This is a genomic window from Paenibacillus elgii NBRC 100335 (genome assembly GCF_004000865.1).
GTDB classification, from domain to species: Bacteria; Bacillota; Bacilli; order Paenibacillales; family NBRC-103111; genus Paenibacillus_G; species Paenibacillus_G elgii.
Map to the genome: position 1 here is coordinate 131,670 of NZ_BIMB01000011.1, position 20,876 is coordinate 152,545.

Here is a 20,876-nt window from a genome sequence, read left to right on the forward strand (position 1 = left end):
GAAGAGAGCGCATTCGGAAGCACCTCAACCCTTTTCGGCAAACGACAAAGAATCGCCTCCCCCGGGAGGCGATTCTGAAAAATATCCGAAATAGTCGTATCATAGACAATTTGAGCAGCATAGAGGAACAGAGATGCGTTAAGCCTCGTGAGGTCCGGCTTAAAAGAAAAATAGAACACCTCAGATTCCCTATGCGTGTCGAAAAAAATAATAATGCTCAAATCATGCCCCCTTAGCGCATCGGGGTTCCTCTATTACGCAGTGCGAAGGCTTACCTGACGCAATAACGCATCCGCAGTGCTCTATTCCCCCCGCTCCCCTCTCTCACTCACACAAGATGGCAGGCCACGTAATGGCCGCCCCCGACATCGCGGTAATCCGGCACCTGCTCGCGGCAGACCGGCTGCGCCAGCGGGCAGCGTGTATGAAACTTGCAGCCCGAAGGCGGGTTGGCGGGGCTCGGAATGTCGCCCTTCAGCACGATCCGCTCGCGCCGTACGGTCGGGTCGGGCACCGGCACCGCCGACAGTAGCGCCTGCGTGTAAGGATGCAGCGGGCGGGCAAACAGCTCATCCCTCGGCGCCTGCTCCACCATCGTGCCGAGATACAGCACGCCGATCTGCGTGCACAGATGCTCCACGACGCTAAGGTCGTGGGAGATGAACAGATACGTCACTCCGCTGCGCTCCTGCAGGTCGCTGAACAGGTTGACGATCTGCGCCTGAATCGACACGTCCAGCGCGGACACCGGCTCGTCGGCTACGACGAAGTCCGGGTTCAGGATGATCGCCCGGGCGATCCCGATCCGCTGCCGCTGGCCGCCGGAAAATTCGTGCGGGTACCGGTCGTAGTGATCGGGAAGCAGGCCGCAGACGGCCAGCACTTCCCGCACCCGCTCCCGGGCCTCCGCCTTCGACGCCAGCCCGTGGTCGATCAGCGCTTCGCCGATCGCCTCGCCGACGCGCATCCGCGGATTCAGCGAGCTGAACGGATCTTGGAACACGAGCTGCATGGAGGGCCGCAGCTTGCGAAGCTCGTCGCGTGACAGGCCGTACAAGTCCGTCCCTTTGAAATAGACGTCGCCCGCCGTCTTCTCCGTCAGCCGGAGCACGGTGCGGCCGATCGTGCTTTTCCCGCTGCCGGACTCGCCGACGAGTCCGAACGTCTCGCCGCGTCGGATCGTGAAGCTGACGCCGTCCACCGCTTTGACGTCGCCGACGCGGCCGCCGAAGACGCCGCCTTTGATCGGGTAGTAGGTTTTGAGCTCTTGAACCTTCAGCAGGGCGTCCGTCATCGCGATTCCTCCTCATAAAGCCAGCAGGCGACCCGATGCTCCGCGCCTTGCGCCCGCATCGGCGGCTGCTTCGTGCGGCAGATGTCCATGCAGTGCTCGCACCGGTCGCTGAAATAGCACGAGTCCCCCAGACCGATCAAGTTCGGCACCTGACCGGGGATCGAGTACAGCCGGTCCTTCCGCTCGCCGATGACGGGCTTCGATTTCAGCAAGCCCTGCGTATACGGATGCTTCGCATGGCGGAACAGCTCGACTACCGGCGCTTCCTCGATCACTTTGCCCGCGTACATCACGACGACGTAATCCGCCGTCTCCGCGACAACGCCCAGATCGTGCGTGATCAGCAGAATGGCCGTGTTGTACTGCTCCTTGACCTGCCGGAGCAGATCGAGAATTTGCGCCTGGATCGTCACGTCGAGCGCTGTCGTAGGCTCGTCGGCGATGAGCAGCTTCGGACTGCATGCGAGCGCCGAAGCGATCATGACCCGCTGCAGCATGCCGCCGCTCAGCTCGTGGGGATAGGCGGCGAACACGCGCGGTGCGTCGGGTATGCCGACTTTTCCGATCAGCGATAGGACTTCCGCCTTCGCTTCCTTGCGGCTGAGCAGCCGATGCTCCATCAGCGGCTCCATCAGTTGCTCGCCGATCGTCAGCACCGGATTGAGGGACGACATCGGCTCCTGAAACACCATCGCGATCTCGCTGCCGCGAAGTCTCCGCATCTCCTCGGGCTTCAGCGAGAGCAGGTCCCGACCGTCCATCTCGACGGCTCCGCTTTCGATCTTCCCGTTATCGGCGACCAGCCGCATAAGCGACAGCGCCGTGACGCTCTTGCCGCTGCCCGATTCGCCGACGATGCCGACGGTCTCCCCTTCCCGAATGCGGAAGCTGACATCGTTGACGGCCTTGACGACGCCGGACTCCGTATGAAAATACGTATGTACGTGTTTGAATTCGACGAGTGTTTTGTTCAATGCCGCTTACCTTCCTTTCAATCGGGGATCGAGCGCGTCCCGAAGCGCATCGCCAAGCAGGTTGATGGCGATGACGGTGGTCAAAATCGCCACGCCCGGCGGAATCCACACCCACGGCCGCTTCTGGAAATCGATGAGCGAGTTCGCCGCATCGAGCATATTCCCCCAGGACGGCGTCGGCGGAACGACGCCCAGTCCGAGGAAGCTGAGCGTCGATTCGCTGATAATCGCGCCCGCGACATGCAGCGTAGCGACCACGATCAGGGTCGGCACGGTGTTCGGCAGCAGGTGCCGGAACATTTTGCGCCGATCTCGCAGCCCGAGCGCTTCCGCCGCCTGCATATACGCCTGCTCCCGCAGCACCAGCAGCTCGCTGCGGACAAGCCGCGCCAAGCCCGGCCAGCCCAGGAAGCTCAGCATCAGCATGACGATATAAATCCGGTAGTCCGACGGCACCTTCCACTCCGACATGACCGCCCCCATAATAATGAGCAGCGGAAGGCTCGGAATGGTCAGCAGCACGTCCGCAAAACGCATAATGACTTGATCGACGATCCCGCGGTAAAAGCCGGCGAGCGCGCCGAGCACCGAGCCGACCGCTACGGATAGGACGACCGAGGCCACGCCGACGGTCAGCGAGATGCGCCCGGCCTGCATCAGCCGGGTCAGTACGTCCCGGCCCAGACCGTCCGTCCCGAGCCAATGCAGCGCACTGGGCGGCTTGTTGAGCCGGGCGACGTCGACCTTGCCATTCGCGTAAGGCGACAAATAAGGCCCGAGGAAGCAAAACAAAATCATAAACACCAAAAACGCCAGGCCGAACAAAGCCAGCTTGTTTTTACGCAGCCGGCGCGCCGCTTGCCTCCACGGCGAATCCGCCGCCGTCTTCCGGGCGGGCACCGCAGCGCCGGGCAATCCGGGACCGGCCGTTCTTTTTGCATCGATCATCATGACGTCCCCCTACTTTAACCGAATCCGGGGATCGGCCACCCCGTAGAGCAGATCCGCGAGCAAATTGCCGAGCACCGTCAGCAGCGCGAGAAACATGGTGAAGCCCATCAGTACGGGATAATCCCGGACGCTGAGCGCCCCGAAGTAAATGTAGCCCGCGCCCGGCCAATGAAAGATTTTCTCCGTGATAATCGCGCCTGCGAACAGCCCCGGCAGCTCGAAGCCGAGCAGCGTAATCGCCGGAAGCAGCGCATTGCGCAGCGCGTGCTTGAACAGCACGACCCGCTCTTTCAAGCCTTTGGCTCTGGCGGTCCGGACGAAATCCCGGCGGATCACCTCCAGCATGTTCGTGCGGAAATACCGCGTAAGCGACCCGACGCTCAGCAGCGTCAGCACCGTCACGGGCAGGATCATATGATGCGCCATTTCCCAGACACGCGCCCATCCAACCGTCTGGCTGCCTGTATTCGTGATGCCCCCCGGAGGAAGCCAGCCAAAGTCCACGGCGAATATTTTGATCATCAGGAGCCCGAGGAAGAAGGACGGGAACGACATCGCCGCAAACACGCCCAGCGTCACCAGCCCGTCGAACCAGGAATACTGCTTCACGGCCGAGAACACGCCGACCACCAGAGCGATCGTCCACGTCAAAATCATCGACACCACCGCGATCAAAAACGAGTTCCAGATGAACTTGCCCAGAAGGTCCGACACCGGCTCCTGATACTGCATCGAGTATCCGAGGTTGCCCGTCAACAAGTTGCCGAGCCAAATAAAATAGCGCTCCAGCACAGGCTTATCCAACCCGTAAAGGGTCCGAAGCTCCTGCGCCCGCTCGAGCGTCAGCTTCGGATTCGTATCGACGAAATCCCCCGGCGTCATCGCGAAGACGACAAAAATAAGCAGCGACGCCCCCACTAGCATCGGGATCATTAAAAGCAGCCTGCGAACGATATACGATTTCATGATCGTCCCCCCAAGAAAGTGAGCCCAGCCTTGACCGGCTGGGCGTAAATTGCGGTTACGGCTCGATTTGGACCGTCGGCAGGCTGGCGTTCACGCTGTTGAAGCCGTTCAGCTCCAGCCCTTTGATCCGGCCGTTCGAAGCGCCGAGAATTTTGCGGTAGTTCAGCAAAATGTACGGCGGGTCGTCGCTGAGCTCTTTGTACAGCTCCTTGTAGGCCTGCTTCCGCTTCTCGATATCGAGCGTGCCGACCGCTTTGGCCACCAGCTCGTCGACCTTCGGATTACTGTAGCCGTTCGTGTCCGTGAAGCTGCCTTTATATTTCGAGTTGAACGATTGCACGCCGTCGTCCGGGTCGATCAGAATCGAGGTCGAGAACGAAACCAGATCGTGCTCGCCTTTTTTCGATTTGGCCAGCAGGGCGTTGTAGTCCATCAATTCGGTCTGGAAATCGATGCCGACCGCTTTGTAGTTTTCTTTGGCAATCGGGATCAAAATATCGGTTACTTTCCCTTTGGAGCCGAAGAAGCGAACCGACAGACGCTGTCCGTCTTTCTCGCGGATGCCGTCCTTGCCCGGCTTCCAGCCGGCTTCGTCCAACAGCTTCTTCGCCTTCTCCTGGTCGAACGGGTACGGGTTGACGCCTTCTTCCGTGTACGCCCAAGAGATCGGGGACACCGGCACATTCGCCACCTGCCCGTAGCCTTGGTAAATGGTGTCGACGATTTTTTGACGGTCCAGCCCGTAGATGAACGCCTGCCTTACTAGCTTGTCTTTGAAGAACGGCTTCGAGTGGTTGAACTTGATATACGAGTACGAGCTGGCTGTATAGACGTCGATATTGGCAAAGCCGAGCGACTTGAGCAGCTCCATATTGTCCTGGTTGCCCGTAAAGCCGGAATAATCCGTCTCGCCGGTTTGGAAAAACTGGGTGGCGTCGCCTTCCGTCGTTTTGTAGATGAAGTGCTCGACGGCCGGTTTGCCTTTATAAAAATTCGGGTTGGCCACGAACCGGACTTCCTGTCCCGGAATGAACTTCTCCAGCTTGTAAGGGCCCGATTCGAGCGGCTTGCCGTGCAGTTGCTTGATCGAGTCTAGCTTGCCGGGCTTGTAGTCTTTGCCATAGTACGCTTTGGACAGCACCTGTCCGCCGAGGAGGTACAAGGCTTGCGCGTTGACCTTGTCCGTCGTAATCTTGATCGTCTGCGGATCGACGACCTGAATGCCATCGACCGTCGCAGCTTTGCCCTCTTTGTAGTCCTTGCCCCCTTTGACGGCGGCTTGGGCAATGTCGGTTTGCCCGTCGTACGCAGGGTCGTGCAGCAGCGTCAGCGTGAACGCGACATCGTCGGCCGTAAGCGGCGAGCCGTCGCTGAATTTAAGCCCGGCGCGCAGCTTGAACGTATACGTCAACTGGTCGTCCGACAGCTCCCACTTCTCCGCCATCCCGGGAATCGGCTTGCCGTTCTTGTCGATGTCCACGAGTTGGGCGAACAAGACAGAGTTGACGTTGCCGTCGTAGCCGTTCTGATAAAAGTACGGGTTGAAAATGCCGCCCGGCTCGGTGAGCGAGACGACGAACGTATCCGTGCGCTTCTTCGCAGCCTCCGGAATTTTCGATTTGTCGGAGGCCGGTATCAAGCCATCCTTAATGCCGGTCACCCCGTTCTGACCCGCGCCAGGCGTTCCTACGGCTTCCGTGCCTTTGGCATCGCCGCCTCCGGGCGGCGGCGCCGCATCTTGGCCGCTGCAGGCGGACAGAAGCAGCGAGCAGGCGACAATCGCCGACACGGACAGCGTCAAGGCTTTTTTTCTCTTCATAAATGATCCCCTCCGGCATGATCGGGAAGAAGGAAATAGTTCCAGCTCCCCTTTAATTTTATAATTCCGATATGTATAATATGTTTTGCTATGGATAAGCATCATTATAAATATTTTACTTTGTTCTGTAAATAGAGAACAATAAAAATTTTCTTTATTTGAAGAATTTATGACGGAAACCGAATAAAAAGAAGAGGAGCGGCGAATGAAAAGCCAATAAGACTAGGCAGACGCTTTACGTCACCTTTTCGCTTGACCCTTGTTGGAAATTTGCAACATTTGTGGATAGCGTTTTCGGATCGGTGGATTTACACTAAAAAAGAGACCAGTTGGTTTCTTTTTTAGTTCATATCGATGTTCTTATCCAAGGAGGAGAAAGGATGTATAATCTGCTGATTCCTGACAGTAAAGCAGCTCAAGAAGCAACTCGATTGGTATATGATATTTCACCGCAATTTCTTTATAATCATTGCATGAGGACCTATGCATTTGGCGGAACTTTAGGGGATCATTACGGCTTCAAGTACGACCGGGAGCTATTTTATCTTGCTTCAATCCTGCATGATGTCGGGCTGACCGACCACGTGTGCCGCAAACATTCATTTGAGTACGAGGGCGCCGATCACGCGGAGCGTTTCCTTCATACCCACGGTTTTGCTCAAGATAAAATCGAATTGGTGCGCGAAGCTATTATTTGGCATACCTCGGAAATCGCCGCAGCAAAACAGCCGGAAATCGCCATGGTTCATTTCGGAGCGGGGATGGATGTTCTGGGTTTGCGTCAAGAGGATATTCCGGAGGAAGCGTTCCTTTACATTGTGGAGACTTACCCTAGACTTGGCTTCAAGCAAGCGATGATTCAACTGATTCAATACGATGCCGGGTTGAAAGAAGCCCTGCTTCCGGATAATTTGAGCTCGACGCTGCTTCGCATGGGGTTTGCGGACTGGGTAACGAACGCCCCGTTTCGGGAATAGGCCAACGCCAAAGAACCTTCCGATGCATCATCATCGCAAGGTTCGCGCCAAAGGCGTCGGCGAGCTGCGGCCTGCCGTCAATCGGCGAGCAGATAGCCCAGCAGCGATTCCTGCAGCCCGCCGATCGCCTCCTTCCGCAGGCTGTAAGCTACGGCTGATTCTCCGGACATGTGAACGCGCAGCAAACCGGCGGAACGAAGATTGAAAATGTGGTCGTGCGTAATTCCTTTGGAAATGCCGATATAACGCACGATTTCGGTAAAGCTACGCGGTCCGGCGTTCAAATAGCGCAGGATACGCAGGCGGCTTTTTTCACTGAGGCTGCGAAGCTGGCGGTACAGGCGGCGGGACGGCTCGTCGGCCGGGTCGTCGTAGGAGCCGTCGACGGCATACTGGCAAACGGTCAAGCTGCCGAACGTATAAATAATGTTGGCCGGTTGAAAATGATACTGCGGCGACAATACCAGTTTTTCGCACTCGGCTCCCGGCTCGAAATACAGCCCGTTCGTAATCTGCTCAGCCAGCGCGTCCGGCGGCAGCGTTCCGATTTGCGCGTGTCTGCGTGCGGCGTCATCACTTAGCCATTCCAGCAGCTTGGGGTCGGTGCCCGCGAAATACTGTCGGTTCCATTCGGACAGCAGGTGCAGCCACCGGTCCCGGATCGCTCCCAGCTCGCCGGGGAACGAGCTCATATATGGGGCCAGCAGCTCATACATTTCGCCCGCCGTCATCCGTTCGAACCAGGCCAGGAAACGCTCTGCGTTTTCCTTATGCGGACACAGGTACAGAAATAAATACATCAGCTTCCACTCCGCCGAAATTTCGGTTTCGGCCAGCGCCGAGGCAAACGTTGGGCTGAGCTTCCGCTCCGTTTGCCCGGCCCATGGGGAGCCGAGGTCGGTTTTTTTGTAGAACTTTTTGCAAAGATACGTATGGAGGCTGTTCAAAAGCTCATTAGCGGGACCGAACGCCACTTCCAGTTCGTACGACATTCCGGAACACTCCTTCAAGCCATTTTCGGGTATCGTTTTCAGACTTTGGCGATCCGGAAAACGGTATTTCGATTTTTAAGCAATTTTGATTTTAACACTTCATCGGAACAAAGAAAATCCCTCGACAAAGGAGTATGGCCGCCGATGGCTCCCTTCGATACGTCTTCTCTGGTGCTGCTGCTGTTTGCCGCCCTCGGCATTCTAAGCAGCAATTCGTCCATTACGATTGCCGTGCTCGTGCTGCTTTTATTGCGGGTAACGAACCTGCATCAAACGTTTCCCTGGCTGGAAAAGTACGGACTGACCTGGGGAATCGTCATTCTGACCATCGGCATCCTGACGCCGATCGCTTCCGGCAAGACAAACCTGCAGGACCTGCTGCATTCGTTCCTGCATTGGAAGTCGCTGCTGGCCGTGGGCGTCGGCGTGCTGGTCGCTTACTTAGGCGGCCGCGGCGCCGCGCTGATGGCGAGTCAGCCGACCGTCGTCACGGGGCTGCTGCTCGGGACGATACTCGGCGTGACCTTTTTCCGGGGCGTCCCGGTCGGACCGCTGATCGCGGCAGGGATTTTGTCGCTGCTCATCGCGAAATGACGCGCCGTCGAAGCGCTCGACGGGAAGGCGGATCGCCGACAGACTCGCTGAAGCGCTCGATGGCGGCACCGGTGAAACGGCCCATACAGAAGGGCTCTGTACGGTCCCCTCTCCGATAGGCCACCGCGGGTTGCGCAATGCGAAAAAGGCCGGACGCCTGCCCGGCCTTGAGCTTGTGTTGCGGGTTGGAACCAATGAACAAACCTTCGGCAAACTCCTCTCGGATCGCAAGCTTGGGAAAAAACAGTCCAAGGTTCCGCGAGGTTTCTGGATTTGACCCCTCCGCAATTTAAAAATAAAGGAAGTAGGGTGCGCTAAAAGGGGTGATTCAATCGTTCCATGATTGTTAGAGGAACTCAGAGGGTATTAATCGTGTCGAAAAATGTTCACACCCTCCGAAATTGGCCTATTAGCACATCCCAGTTCCTCTAATTTATCCAAACCAGCATATTGAGCCAAATAGAGCACTTGTAGTTCCGCTAATTTTACGGGTTGTCTGCCTGGCTGGCGCAAGCCGGGCCCAAGTGCAGGCGTGTGTGCCCATTCGACGCGCGGTTGGGACGGCACAGGGGGCGATCCCTCTCTCGCCGCACCCGCGCACCGCCCGTTACTCGCAACCGCGAAGCAGCTCGCACAGCGCCCGGACCGCTTCCCGTTCATCCTCGCCCTCCGCGCTGACCCACAGACGGCTCCCTTTCGGCGCTCCCAGCTGAAGCAGGCTGATGATGCTTTTTCCCTTCGCCTGCCGTCCTTCGAATTCCACCGTAATGTCCGCGCGGAATCGTTGGGCGGCAAGAGCAAACAGCTTGGCGGGGCGGGTATGAAGGCCTGCCTGGCATCTCACGGTGACTCCTTCTGTAACCATGCCCCTTCCCCTTTCATTCGTTCGTTTCGCTTGCCGGCTCCTGCAAAAAGGCGGAGACCCGACGGTGCATTTCCAGAGGACTCCCAGCGCGCACGAGAGCTTGGACGGTGTCTGGATTCTCGATCATAAAAGCGATCCGCGAGACCAGTCCCATCTGCTGTTCCCCGCCGACCACCGCAATAAGCAAATAAGCTTTGTTCCCTTCGTCGAATGTCACCCCATCCGGGTACTGGGCGATCACGACGCCCGGCTTCAAGATGCCGGGATCGGCAGCGCCGACGCCATGAGGCAGGGCGACGCCGTTGCCGATGAAGGTGGACAGCACCCGCTCCCGCTCGATCATCCGATCGATATAATCGTCGCGGACAAGCCCCAGCCGAACCAGCAAGCCGCCAACCTGCCGGATCGCCTGCCACTTGTCGGCGGCTTGCGCCCCGATCAGCACATGGTCCGGCGTAAACAGCGCCCCGCTTCCGCCGATTTCCTGCTCGTCCAAGCGGCCCTGCAGCCCCTCGCTGCGAAGACGGCCGATCAGACTGTCGTAAAACGCGGCGTCGACGAAGGAGACCATCGACAGATGCTCCGAACGCGGTGCAGCTTCCTGCGCCCTCGCCGTCAGCATAGTCTGCGAAATGACCAGATCCGCATCCGCGGGAATGCCGTCCACGGAGCAGTTGCTTACCTCAACGGGCAGGCCGGCTTGCTTTATTTTTTTGCGCAGCAGGGCAGCTCCCATCGCACTGGAGCCCATGCCGGCGTCGCAGGCAAAATAAATTTTGCGGATCGTCTTCCGCTGTGACTCTTCTTTCAAGGGAATCTCGTCCTCAGATTTCTCGGATTTCTCGGATAAGTGATGAACCGTTGCCAAAGCCGCCGGATCGTCGAAAGCCGGCCCGCCCTTCCACGAAAGCACCAGGTAACAGCCCGCAAAGCTGACCGCGGCGGAAGCCAGCACCCCGCCCAGCACCGGGAGGTGCATCCCTTTCGGAGCCATCAGCATGAGCGCGATGAAACTTCCCGGCGAAGGGGTCGCGACCAATCCGGCGTGCAGCAGCACGAACACCCAATTGCCGGCCAGTCCCCCCGCGATTAGCGGCACAATGACAAGCGGACGCATCAGCGCATACGGAAAATACACCTCGTGAATGCCGCCGACAAAATGAATGAGCAGCGACGAGCGGGCGTTGTCCCGCGGTTTGTTTTTCAACAGCATATAATAGGCCAGCAGCAAGCCGGCCCCGGGACCGGGGTTCGTTTCCAGCAAAAAGAACACGGATTGGCCGAATTCCTTCGCCTGCTGGATGCCCAGCGGCTCAAAAATGCCGTGATTCATCACATTGTTCAAAAACATCACCTTGCCCGGCTCCACCGCGAGCGCGACCCAAGGCAAATAGTTGGATTCTAGCACAAGCCTGGCCGCGCCATGAATGCCCTGCATGCCGAAGACGAACCAATGGGCCACCTCCGCATAGCAGAACAGGCACAGCACGACGCCGATCAAACCGGCAGCTACATTATAGCACAGCAGCTCGAGCCCTACCGGAATGCGGTCCATCAGCCATCGGTCCGTACGGGCAATGATCCAGCCGGTCAGCGGTCCGACGAGCATGGCAGGCATCAGCATGCTGTAATCCGTCGTGTTCCCGGCGATCATGCCCATCATGACGAAGGAGGCGATCACGCCGCCGCGGTGCGAGCCGATCATCCGCCCTCCGGTATAGGCAAACAGGAGCGGCAGGAAATATTTTAGAACGGGATTGATAATGTCCTGCACCGCCGGGTTCGGGAACCACCCACGCTCCCCGAACAGGACGCGGATCAGGCCCAGGCCGATCAGACCGGCGATATTTTGAAACACCAGATAGCTTAAAAAGCGGCCGATTCGATTGATCCGGTTCATTGCGTCCCCCGAAAGAAGACGCCGGTTCGATTCATATATCCTTGCCCGATCACCGATTTCAGCTCCTTCTGCACCAGGTCGAAGGGGGCGCCGGCCACCGTCTCGGCAAAGTCTTCCTCAATCAGCATCGCGCTGATCTCGCCGATCATCTCGATATGCTCTTTCGGCGCGGAACGCGGAGCCAGCAGCAGCAGCACCGTCCGGACGTCGGCGTCCTGGCCGGGCGCCTGCCAGGAGAGAGGCTGCGCGAACCGCAGCACGCAAGCCATCAGCACCGGGACGGCCGTGCTGCGGCAGTGCAGCATCGCAAGCTTGCTTTCCTCCACGACGATGCCCCCGAGCTCTTCCCGTTGAAGCAAGTCGCCCTCCAGCTGCGGCGCGGGAATGCCAGGCACGACCGAACCGGCAAAAGCGGCCGCCGCCGCGATGGCTTCCCTCTTCGACGCCGCTTCGAGCCCGTCGGCAAAAAACAGGTGGTTCGTCAATTGAACGACGCCTTCGCCATAACGATTCACGGTCATTACGGTATCCTCGATTTCTGTATAAGCTTCACGGGCCGTGGTCCCGATGAGCGGCAGCCCGTGCAAATGCGTTTCGATCAGCTCGATGTCGTCCTGCTCCAAAAACGAATGGACCACCACGACACGGTGCGTCTCATGCTCGAACGGCACGGTCGAGACGATCAGATCGATCGGCGAATGCTTGCGGATGGCTGCCTCCAACTGCAGCAAAGACACCGTATCGACGATATGAATATGCGGAAAGCTTTTGCCGATCTGGGCCGCCAACAGCCGGGAGGTGCCCATGCCACTGCTGCAGGCGAGGAGCACGCGGAAGCGCTGCGGCGAGGTCGTCTTCGTCCGAACGACGGCCGCTCCGAAATGCATCGCCAGATAGCCGATTTCCTCCTCCGGCACCTCGGCCTGAAGCTCCTCTTGCAGATAACGGGACGCCTTCGCCGCAGCCGCAAAAATATCCGGGTACGTTTCGCGGATATGGGCGAGCAGCGGGTTGCGAATTTCCATGTGCAGGCGGATGCGATTGATCGCCGACTCCAAATGTACCAGCAGCGCCTCGTACAGGGACGGATCGTTTTCCAGCGTCAGCTTGAGCTCGTTCTCCACGATCCGGATCATCCGGGCGGCGTAAGCCTCCGCGCCCCTCTCCTGCGGTTCCCCGGCCGGCGTAAGTATGCGCTTTCCCTTTGCTCCAAGCAAATGCATCGTAATATAGCCAACTTCGCTCTCGGGGATGTCGATGTCCAGGCGGGCGCTCAGTTCTTCCGCCATCTGCTGCGCCCATTTGAACTCGCCCGCCGCCTTTAATTTGTCCAGCGCTTCGGCGTCAATCGAGATGTTTTCCCCGCTCTTGAGCCGCTGCACAGCCAGCGCAATGTGTACGACAAAGCCGACGTAGGCGCTGTCCGTCATCTCGTAGCCGCGCCGCATTTCGCTGCTGCGGACGATTTCCTCGATCTGGCCGATGATGCCGGGATCGATAAAATGCAGCAGGTGATTGCGGATGGACAGCTCCAGCTTGCGCTGGTTCGTAAACGACAGCGAATACGACGACAGCATATCCATTAGCTGCTCCTGCGACAGATGCTCGTACAAGTGATCGATCATCGCGGCGCGGATGCTTTTCTCGTCGGCTTCGATGTAGACGCCAAGACCCGGCTTCCGCACCAGCGCGATCCGATGCTTCGCAAACCACGGCTCCAGCTTGTCCAGATCGTTGCTGACCGTCGCTTCCGTCACGTCCAGCTTGCTGCTGAAGTAAAAAAGCTTGACCGCTTCCCGCTTCGTCAGCAGCAGCCGGATCAGCAGATGCCTGCGTTCCTCCGGGGAAAAAATTTTGAGCGAAGGGCTGACGGACAGCTGCTGGAGCAGCTGCTTCCTGGCCGCTTCGCTTCCTTCGACGCTCAGGCCGACGCCTGTCTTTTTGATCAATGTGACGCCGAAAGGGACAAGCCTCCGGCTTATCCCTTCCAGTTCCCTTTGCATGGTGCGTACGCTGAGCCCCAGTTCCCCCGCCATCTCTTTCAGCGTAACGGGAGCCGAGGCCTGCAGAAGCAGCGCCAACATTTGCTTCTGTCTGGAATTTAACGTTAAGCGCGGCTCCATTGCAGCGTACCTCCTCCGTTCCTTCGTTGTCTTGCAATCGATTATATCACAATTTGCACCTTCATCAGATCGGGCGCTTTGGGCTTTTCCAGAAATTCGACCGTCTCTTCCAGCGTAATCGTCCGGGAAATGAGCGGGCGGACGTCGATCCGGCCTTCCTTGAGCCAATGAAACGCCGGGATAAACGTTTGGTTGATCGCCATCGAGCCGAGCAGCGTCCAATCCTTGTTGTACAGCTTGAACGGGTTGATCCGGATGCTTGCGCTCTCCGCCGTCACGCCGAATTGCAGGTACTTGCCCGTTGGCCCCAAATATCCCAGCGCTTGCTCAATCACCGCCGGAATCCCGGTCACGTCCACCACTGCGTCGAACCCATAAGGATACGTGTCCTTGCCTAGCTCGGCTTCCAGGTCGCGGCTCAGCACGCCCTTCGTCGCGCCATAGCGCAAGGCCATATCGAGCTTTTCCTGCGCCACATCGACGACGACCAGCTCCGACGCTCCCGCCCGGGCCATCGCCTGAACGAGCTGCTGACCCATCGCGCCTGCGCCGAACAGCAGCACGCGGCTGCCGACCTGCAATTGCAGCCGGTTCATGCCGTGCACGACGCAGGCCAGCGGCTCGATAAACGCGCCTTCCTCGAACGACATCGAATCCGGCAGCTTCACCACGTTGCCTGCCCGAACGGCCACGTATTCGGCCATGCTGCCGTTCACCGTGTTGCCGAGTGCCTGCCAATTTTCGCATTGGTTGCTTCGGTGAGTCAGGCAAAATTCGCAGGCCCCGCAAAACAGCGACGGATCGGCGCTGACCCGGTCTCCCGGCTGCAGGCCGGTGACGCCTTCGCCCACCTCGTGCACAATGCCGGAAAACTCATGTCCGGGAATAATCGGGTAAGGGGAAATAAATTCGCCCTCGAAAATATGAAAATCGGTGCCGCAAATCCCGACGTTTTTGACTCGAATCGTTACTTCGCCGCGCTTCGGCGCCGGATAAGGCACTTCCTTGACCACGGCCCGGCGCGGCCCTTCGATGACCAGAGCTTTCATGATAAGCTTCCCCCTATTCGCTTCCATTTCTTCATTCATTCTCATTCGGGTAAATCATGATTTTGATGCTCGTGTCCTTCTGCGTCCGCGCGGTTTCCACCGCTTCGCGAATCCGGCTAAGCGGAAACCGGTGCGTAATCGTCTTGGCGATGCTGTGCTCGCGATGGCTGAGCAATTGAATCGCCGCCGGGTACGTATTCGCATAGCGGAACACGCCGTACACGTCCAGCTCCGCATCGACCAGCGCCGGGATATCCAGCGGAATCGCGTCGCTCGTCGGCAGTCCGACCAGGACGATCCGCCCGCCCCGCTTCGCCAGCCCGATCGTATCGGCGATCGCTCTGGCGCTGCCGGACGTTTCGACGATGACGTCGACGCCCTCGCCGCCCGTCAAGCGGTCGAGCTGCTCCTTCACCGGCGCACCCGCCGGGTCGAGCACTCCGGCCGCGCCCATCTCCAGCGCCAGCGCCCGACGGCTTTCCATCACGTCGCTGCCGTAAATTTCGGTCACGCCGAACAGCTTGGCCGCTTCCAGCGCCAGCAGGCCGATCGGCCCGAGCCCGGTCACGAGCACGCGGTCGGACGGCTTGACGCGCCCCCGGGTCATCGCGTGAATGCCGACGGACAGCGGCTCCAGCAGCGCGCCTTCTTCAAAGCTCATCGCTTCCGGCAGCTTGAACAGGAAGTCGCTGCGCACTGCGACGTAGTCCGCCCAAGCCCCGTCCACAGGCGGCGTCGCCATGAAGACGACGTCCGGGCACAGGTTATACCGGCCCGACTTGCAGTAATCGCACCGGCCGCACGTCACGCCCGGCTCCACGGCGACCCGGTCGCCGATCGCGACATTCGTCACCGCGCTGCCGACCTTCACCACCGTGCCGGCCACCTCGTGCCCGAGGATGATCGGCTGCTTGACCTCGTATCGCCCGATCCGGCCATGCTCGTAATAATGTACATCCGAGCCGCAAATCCCGATGCAGTGCACCTTCACCAACGCTTCGTCCGGACGCGGCTCGGGCATCGGCACGTCCTTAACTTCAATCGATAACGGGCGGTCCAACACCGCCGCTTTCATCATTTGCTTTTGCATATGGTTCTCCCTCTTCCGAATTTGGAAATTTATATATATCTTCTCGTCTAGCTCACAGCTAGCCCTTCACCGCGCCCATCGTCAAGCCGCGGACCAGTTGCCGCTGGGTAAACCAGCCCAGCACAAGCGCAGGCAGAACGGCCAGCGTGGCGACGGACGACATTTTGGCCCAGAACAGCCCTTCCTGCGTCATGAACGACGACATATAGACCGGCATCGTGGCCGCGTCCGTCGAGGTCAGGCTGACCCCGAAGAAAAACTCGTTCCAGACGAAGACGAGACAGAGCAGCGACGTCGAGACGATCCCCGGCCGGACCAGCGGCAGCGTAATTTTGAAAAAGCCCTGCAGGCCGGTCGCCCCGTCCACCTGATACGCCTCGATCGTCTCGTAAGGGATATCCTTGAAGAACGAGCGCATCATCCAGACGACCAGCGGTACGTTCATCGCCGTATACAGCACGATCAGCGCCGTTAACGAATCCAGCAAATGCAGCTGCTTAAACACCAGATAAAGCGGAATGATGACGCCGACCGCCGGAAGCATTTTGGTCGAGATGAACCAGAACAAAATGTCGTCCGCCTTCTTGATCTTGAACATGGCGAGCGCATATGCGGCCGGTACGCCGAATGCGAGCGCAAAGATCGTGGAGACGATCGAGACGATTGCCGAATGCCCCATGAACGAGCCCGCGCCCGAATCCCAGATCAAGCGGTAATTGTCCAAGGTTGGCTGGAACACGAGCGACGGCGGCATCGCCACGGCATCCCCCTCCTGCTTGAAGCCGGTGATCAGCAGCCACAGCACAGGGGAAAAATAAATCAGCGCAAGCACATACGTTCCGGCCGTCAGCAGCATGGACAGCGGTCGTCTCATGACAATTCCCCTCCAAACGTTCTGCGCATAAACTTAAACAGCACGGTCATAAACACCGTCATCAGGATGACGATCATGACGCCGACCGCCGAAGCGCCGCCGATATCCCAGCCTTGGAACCCGATCCGGTACAGATAAAAAGGCAAGTTCGTCGACGCATAGCCGGGGCCGCCCGCCGTCGTGACGTAAATTTCGCCGAATGTTCCCATAATAAAAATCAAGCCGAGCAGCAAAGCCACCTCTATATATCTCAACAGATGAGGAATAGTCACATGGAAAAATTGCTGAATCCGGTTGGCGCCGTCCAAGACGGAGGCTTCCATCAGATCGGGGGAAACCGACTGCAATCCGGCGAGCAGCACCAGCATGAAGAACGGAATCCACTGCCAGGCGACGACGAAAATAATCGTTTCCAGCGGATACTGTCCGAGCCAATCGACCGGAGGCAGGCCCAGCTTCGCAGACAAATACGCGCTAAAGCCGAAATTCGGATTTAAAATGACTGTCTTCCATACGATGCCGGACACGGCGGGCATGATGAAGAAGGGCGAAACAAACAGCGTACGGATGATGCCCTTGCCAAAAAAGTCACGGTTCAGCAGCAGCGCCAGCCCCATGCCACCGACCAGACATAACGCCAAGCAAAGAATCGTCAGCAAAAACGTATTTTTCAACACTTCCCAGAAGGCCGCTTCGCCCAAAATCGCAACGAAATTGGACAGCCCCGCAAACGTAATGCCTTGATCCGGCCGCATCAGGTTCCACTGATGGACGCTCAAATACAGGGTGACGAGAAAAGGGATCTGCGTAATTAAAGCGACAAAAGCGATGCCCGGCCACAATAGCCCTTTTGCCGCGGCGGACGTATTGTCCGCCCGTCTGGCCTTCGCGGTATAAGGTTTCATATCGGCTTTACTCCATTCTACCGTGTTCATTCGCCTCTCCTCGCGTGATGTAGTGCGGCAAAAGGGAACGGACCGGCCGCTCCCCTTTCGCCGGATGGGTTTATTTCTTGTATCCGCCGCTGACGGCGACTTTTTCCGCTTTTTCCTGCGCCTTCTTCATTGCATCCTCGACGCTGATGCTGCCGGTCAGCGCGGAGGCAATGTCTTGGCTAACCTCCGTGCCGAGCTGCTGGAACTCCGGAATGGACACGAATTGAATGCCTTGGTACGGCACCGGATCTTTGGCTGGCTTCTTGTAGTCCGCGGATATCATCGACTGCATCACGATGTCAGCAAACGGCGCCGCCTCCTTGTACTTCGGATTCTCGTACGTCGACTTGCGCGTGCCCGGAGGCGCGACGACCCAGCCTTCGCTTTCGCCGACTTTGGCGATGTATTCCTTGCTCGTTGCCCACGTCATGAATTTGAACGCTTCCGCTTTGTTTTTGCTCGCCGCTTCGATCGCCAGGTTCCAGGACCACAGCCAGCCGGTGTTGTCCTTGGCTGCCGAAGGCGCTTTTACATAGCCGATTTTGCCCACGACCTGGGAGTTTTTCGGATTGTTCAAAAATCCGGCCGCAACCGTCGCGTCATACCACATGGCCGCTTTACCCGTCGACATCAGCGTGAGCGCTTCCGTAAAGCCAGTCGTCGTCGCTCCGGGCTGCCCCGCTTCCTTCAGCAGATCCGCGTAAAACTTTACGGCTTTGACCGTTTCCGGGCTGTTCAGCTTCGCATTCCAGTTCATGTCGTACCAAGAGCCGCCGAACGCATGGATGATCGAGTTGAGCGGCGCAAGCACCTCGCCCCAGCCCGGAAGCCCGCGCAGCACGATCCCCGGCACGTTGTTGGCCGCCTTCACTTTTTTGGCGATCTCCGCCACCTGCTCCCAGGTCGGATGCTCCGGCATCGTCACGCCGGCTTTAGCCAGCATGTCCTTGTTGTAGTAGAGCATGCTGCTTTCGCCGTAGAAAGGAAGCGCATACAATTGTTTGTCGTAAGTCAGGCCGTCGCGGACAGCCGGAAAAATATCTTCCAGATCATATTTCGCTTTCGCATCGGCAGGCATGCTGTCGAAGTAGGACGTAAGCGGCTCGATCCATTTGTTTTTGGCCCAGATTGCCGCGTCGTAGTTGCCGATTGTCACAATATCGTATTTACCCCCGCCCATAGAGACGTCGACCGTCACCTGCTTGCGGAGATCGTTTTCCGGCAGCACCGAAAACTTCACTGTGGTCCCGGTTTCTTTCTCGTAGTCTTTGGCCAGCTTCTGCATGATGGCCATATCAGGGTTGTTCACCGTCGCGATCGTCAGCGTCTTCTTGCCGCCGTCCGCAGCCGCTTCGCCGGTTGCGGCATCTTTGCTTTCTTTTCCCGGGGACGCCGGCGTCCCGCAAGCCGTAAGCGCTACCAACGCGGACAAAGAAAGCAGCCCGAGCGATGTTGTCCATTTCTTCAAGATCATTACCCCCTGTTCTGGTTAGGGACCTCTCATGGAGACGATCCATGATGGCAATCATGACAATTTTTAATTATGCGATCCCTTGAAGCTATTATAACGGGGGTAAAAATGTGATGTATATAACATCATACGGAAGTTTGACGCCATCTCATTGATGCCAGGATTAAATAGTCCGGGGCCTAGTGATGAAAAAAAGCCGGCGCCGATTACTACGGACGCCAGCTTGCCGAGAACAAATTGTAATTTATTTACACTGTATTTAAAAACGTGCAGTAAGCTTAAGCGCAGAATCATCTTTTACATTTTACATTCAATCCCACTCGTGAAAGGAGTCATTTTGATGACAACGTACAGCGTACCCGTGATTATCGTCGGAGGAGGCTTGGTCGGCTTGTCCGCCGCCTTGTTTCTAAACCGGCAGGGCATTTCTTATCTATTGGCGGAGCGGCATTCCCGCACGTCCATCCATCCCCGGGCCCGCGGCTTCAATCTGCGCACGATGGAGCTGTACCGGAATTTAGGCTTGGAGCAGGCAATCCGCGAGGCCGGCGCTTCCTTATCGAAAAGCAAAGGGATGTATACGGCGGAAACGCTGGCCGCCGCCGAGCTGGATCTGCCCCAAAACGGCGTGCCCGAATCGACGCTTCGCCTTATGAACCCGTTCGTTCCGAACGACGACATCAGCCCCACGCGAGGAAACCGATGCACCCAGGACGGCGTCGAGCCGCTCTTGCTGCAGGCCGCCCGCGACCGTGGCGGCGATCTGCGCTTTTCGACGGAGCTTCGCTCCTTCCGACAGGATCGCGACGGGGTCACTGCCGAGCTGGTCGATCGGGCTACGGGAACAGCCTCAACCGTCAGGGCCCGCTACATGATCGCTGCCGACGGAGCGAAAAGCCCGGTCCGGCAGGCCTTAGGCATCTCCATGACGGATGAATACTCGCACGGTTTTCTGATCAATATCTACTTTCAGGCGGATCTCCGCGATATGGTGCAGGGGCGTGAATTCAGCATCTGCAACATCATGCATCCAGAAGCGACCGGAATGCTCGTTGCCATTAACAACAGCGACCGCTGGTGCTTCCATGCCCCCTACGACCCGCGGGCCGAATCACCGGAGGATTATACGCCGGAGCGGTGCAAGGAGCTGATCGCCAAAGCGCTCGGCTTCACCGGCCTCGACATTCAAATCCTCAGCGTGCTGCCTTGGGAAGCCGCCGAAGGCGTAGCCGAGCGATTCCAAGCGGGCCGCGTGTTTCTCGCCGGAGACGCGGCGCACGTCATGCCGCCGACTGGCGGCTTCGGAGCGAATACCGGTGTGCAAGATGCGCACAACTTGGCTTGGAAGCTGGCGGCGGTGCTGCGCGGTCATGCAGGCCCCGGGCTGCTGGAAACGTATGAAAACGAACGCCGGCCCGTCGCCCGGTTTACGGCAAAGCAGGCCGGCTTGATTGCGGCGAACAGCATGCTGTCCTTGTTCAAAGGGAGAACGGAGGGAACACTCGCCAACGTGCTCGTCACCGCCATGGGGTACCGTTACAAGTCGACCGCCGTACTTGCTAGCGACGAGTGCGAAGCGCCGCAAGACCAGCCGGAGTTTCACGCAGCTCCCGGCACCCGGGCCCCGCACGTCTGGGTCGGGCATCGGAGCGGCCGAATCTCCACGCTGGACTTGTTCGAACGGAGCTTCGTGCTTGTGGCCGGACCCGACGGGGCGCCATGGCGTATAGCCGCCGACACGGCTCGCAAGCGCCTCGGTATCGGCATCGAGGTCTATCTGCTCGGCCCGGATGGCGATCTCTCGGACCCTGACGGTCTCGGACAGGAGGCGTTCAGGCTGAGTCCCGGCGGGGCTGTGCTGGTCCGCCCGGACGGCTTCGTCGCTTGGCGAAGCGACGGCGTCACGGACGATCACGAACAGGAGCTCGTACCGGCGCTGGTGCAGATTCTGAGCCGCGAATCCGGCGGGCACTCGACCCAGGACGTTTAACGACAGAGCAAG

General features: G+C 58.5%; 17 protein-coding genes. 3 read left to right on the forward strand and 14 right to left on the reverse strand.

The window, feature by feature from the left end; all coding sequences use genetic code 11:
- Nucleotides 1-328 precede the first annotated feature (328 nt).
- From PEL01S_RS11160 to PEL01S_RS11180, 5 genes are read right to left on the reverse strand one after another with little or no spacing between them, the layout of a single operon-like run.
- Complete coding sequence (locus PEL01S_RS11160) at nucleotides 329-1,294, reverse strand: ABC transporter ATP-binding protein (RefSeq protein ID WP_108530173.1); 966 nt, start codon at nucleotides 1,292-1,294, stop codon at nucleotides 329-331.
- Complete coding sequence (locus tag PEL01S_RS11165) at nucleotides 1,291-2,268, reverse strand: ABC transporter ATP-binding protein (protein ID WP_127460353.1); 978 nt, start codon at nucleotides 2,266-2,268, stop codon at nucleotides 1,291-1,293. The genes PEL01S_RS11160 and PEL01S_RS11165 overlap by 4 nt, the downstream gene beginning before the upstream one ends.
- A gap of 6 nt (nucleotides 2,269-2,274) precedes the next feature.
- Nucleotides 2,275-3,216 carry an oligopeptide ABC transporter permease gene (gene opp4C / locus PEL01S_RS11170; RefSeq protein WP_108530171.1) on the reverse strand — a complete coding sequence of 314 codons (942 nt, stop codon included), beginning with the start codon at nucleotides 3,214-3,216 and terminating at the stop codon, nucleotides 2,275-2,277.
- 12 nt (nucleotides 3,217-3,228) lie between these two features.
- Complete coding sequence (locus tag PEL01S_RS11175; RefSeq protein WP_063180040.1) at nucleotides 3,229-4,185, reverse strand: ABC transporter permease; 957 nt, start codon at nucleotides 4,183-4,185, stop codon at nucleotides 3,229-3,231.
- Between the two features lie 55 nt (nucleotides 4,186-4,240).
- Nucleotides 4,241-6,004 carry an ABC transporter substrate-binding protein gene (locus tag PEL01S_RS11180; RefSeq protein WP_127460354.1) on the reverse strand — a complete coding sequence of 588 codons (1,764 nt, stop codon included), beginning with the start codon at nucleotides 6,002-6,004 and terminating at the stop codon, nucleotides 4,241-4,243.
- Nucleotides 6,005-6,384: 380 nt separating this feature from the next.
- Here PEL01S_RS11180 and PEL01S_RS11185 point away from each other — a divergent pair, with 380 nt between their 5' ends.
- On the forward strand, nucleotides 6,385-6,981 hold the full coding sequence (locus PEL01S_RS11185) for an HD domain-containing protein (RefSeq protein ID WP_127460355.1): 597 nt from the start codon (nucleotides 6,385-6,387) through the stop codon (nucleotides 6,979-6,981).
- Between the two features lie 77 nt (nucleotides 6,982-7,058).
- On the opposite strand, the gene PEL01S_RS11190 is transcribed toward PEL01S_RS11185, so the two are convergent.
- Nucleotides 7,059-7,973, reverse strand: a complete 915-nt coding sequence (locus tag PEL01S_RS11190) for an ArsR/SmtB family transcription factor (RefSeq protein ID WP_127460356.1) — start codon at nucleotides 7,971-7,973, stop codon at nucleotides 7,059-7,061.
- Nucleotides 7,974-8,117: 144 nt separating this feature from the next.
- Here PEL01S_RS11190 and PEL01S_RS11195 point away from each other — a divergent pair, with 144 nt between their 5' ends.
- Nucleotides 8,118-8,567 carry a DUF441 domain-containing protein gene (locus PEL01S_RS11195; RefSeq protein ID WP_127460357.1) on the forward strand — a complete coding sequence of 150 codons (450 nt, stop codon included), beginning with the start codon at nucleotides 8,118-8,120 and terminating at the stop codon, nucleotides 8,565-8,567.
- Between the two features lie 607 nt (nucleotides 8,568-9,174).
- Here PEL01S_RS11195 and PEL01S_RS11200 read toward each other — a convergent pair.
- From PEL01S_RS11200 to PEL01S_RS11235, 8 genes are all read right to left on the reverse strand, one after another.
- Entirely contained in the window at nucleotides 9,175-9,432 is a 258-nt protein-coding gene (locus tag PEL01S_RS11200) for an HPr family phosphocarrier protein (RefSeq protein WP_063180028.1), read from the reverse strand.
- A gap of 13 nt (nucleotides 9,433-9,445) precedes the next feature.
- A complete protein-coding gene (locus tag PEL01S_RS11205) occupies nucleotides 9,446-11,332 on the reverse strand; it encodes a PTS sugar transporter subunit IIA (protein ID WP_127460358.1) in 1,887 nt (628 codons plus the stop codon).
- Nucleotides 11,329-13,455, reverse strand: a complete 2,127-nt coding sequence (locus PEL01S_RS11210) for a BglG family transcription antiterminator (protein ID WP_127460359.1) — start codon at nucleotides 13,453-13,455, stop codon at nucleotides 11,329-11,331. The genes PEL01S_RS11205 and PEL01S_RS11210 overlap by 4 nt, the downstream gene beginning before the upstream one ends.
- 41 nt (nucleotides 13,456-13,496) lie before the next feature.
- On the reverse strand, nucleotides 13,497-14,504 hold the full coding sequence (locus PEL01S_RS11215) for a zinc-dependent alcohol dehydrogenase family protein (protein ID WP_127460360.1): 1,008 nt from the start codon (nucleotides 14,502-14,504) through the stop codon (nucleotides 13,497-13,499).
- 31 nt (nucleotides 14,505-14,535) lie between these two features.
- Nucleotides 14,536-15,594, reverse strand: a complete 1,059-nt coding sequence (locus PEL01S_RS11220; RefSeq protein WP_127460361.1) for an NAD(P)-dependent alcohol dehydrogenase — start codon at nucleotides 15,592-15,594, stop codon at nucleotides 14,536-14,538.
- A 58-nt stretch (nucleotides 15,595-15,652) separates the two neighbouring features.
- A complete protein-coding gene (locus PEL01S_RS11225; protein ID WP_025849374.1) occupies nucleotides 15,653-16,468 on the reverse strand; it encodes a carbohydrate ABC transporter permease in 816 nt (271 codons plus the stop codon).
- Nucleotides 16,465-17,403, reverse strand: a complete 939-nt coding sequence (locus tag PEL01S_RS11230) for a carbohydrate ABC transporter permease (RefSeq protein WP_127460362.1) — start codon at nucleotides 17,401-17,403, stop codon at nucleotides 16,465-16,467. Before PEL01S_RS11230 ends, PEL01S_RS11225 begins: the two co-directional genes overlap by 4 nt.
- 70 nt (nucleotides 17,404-17,473) lie before the next feature.
- Nucleotides 17,474-18,877, reverse strand: coding sequence for an ABC transporter substrate-binding protein (locus tag PEL01S_RS11235; protein WP_127460363.1), 1,404 nt, complete (start codon nucleotides 18,875-18,877; stop codon nucleotides 17,474-17,476).
- A gap of 337 nt (nucleotides 18,878-19,214) precedes the next feature.
- Here PEL01S_RS11235 and PEL01S_RS11240 point away from each other — a divergent pair, with 337 nt between their 5' ends.
- Entirely contained in the window at nucleotides 19,215-20,864 is a 1,650-nt protein-coding gene (locus PEL01S_RS11240) for an FAD-dependent oxidoreductase (protein ID WP_127460364.1), read from the forward strand.
- Nucleotides 20,865-20,876: the final 12 nt, after the last annotated feature.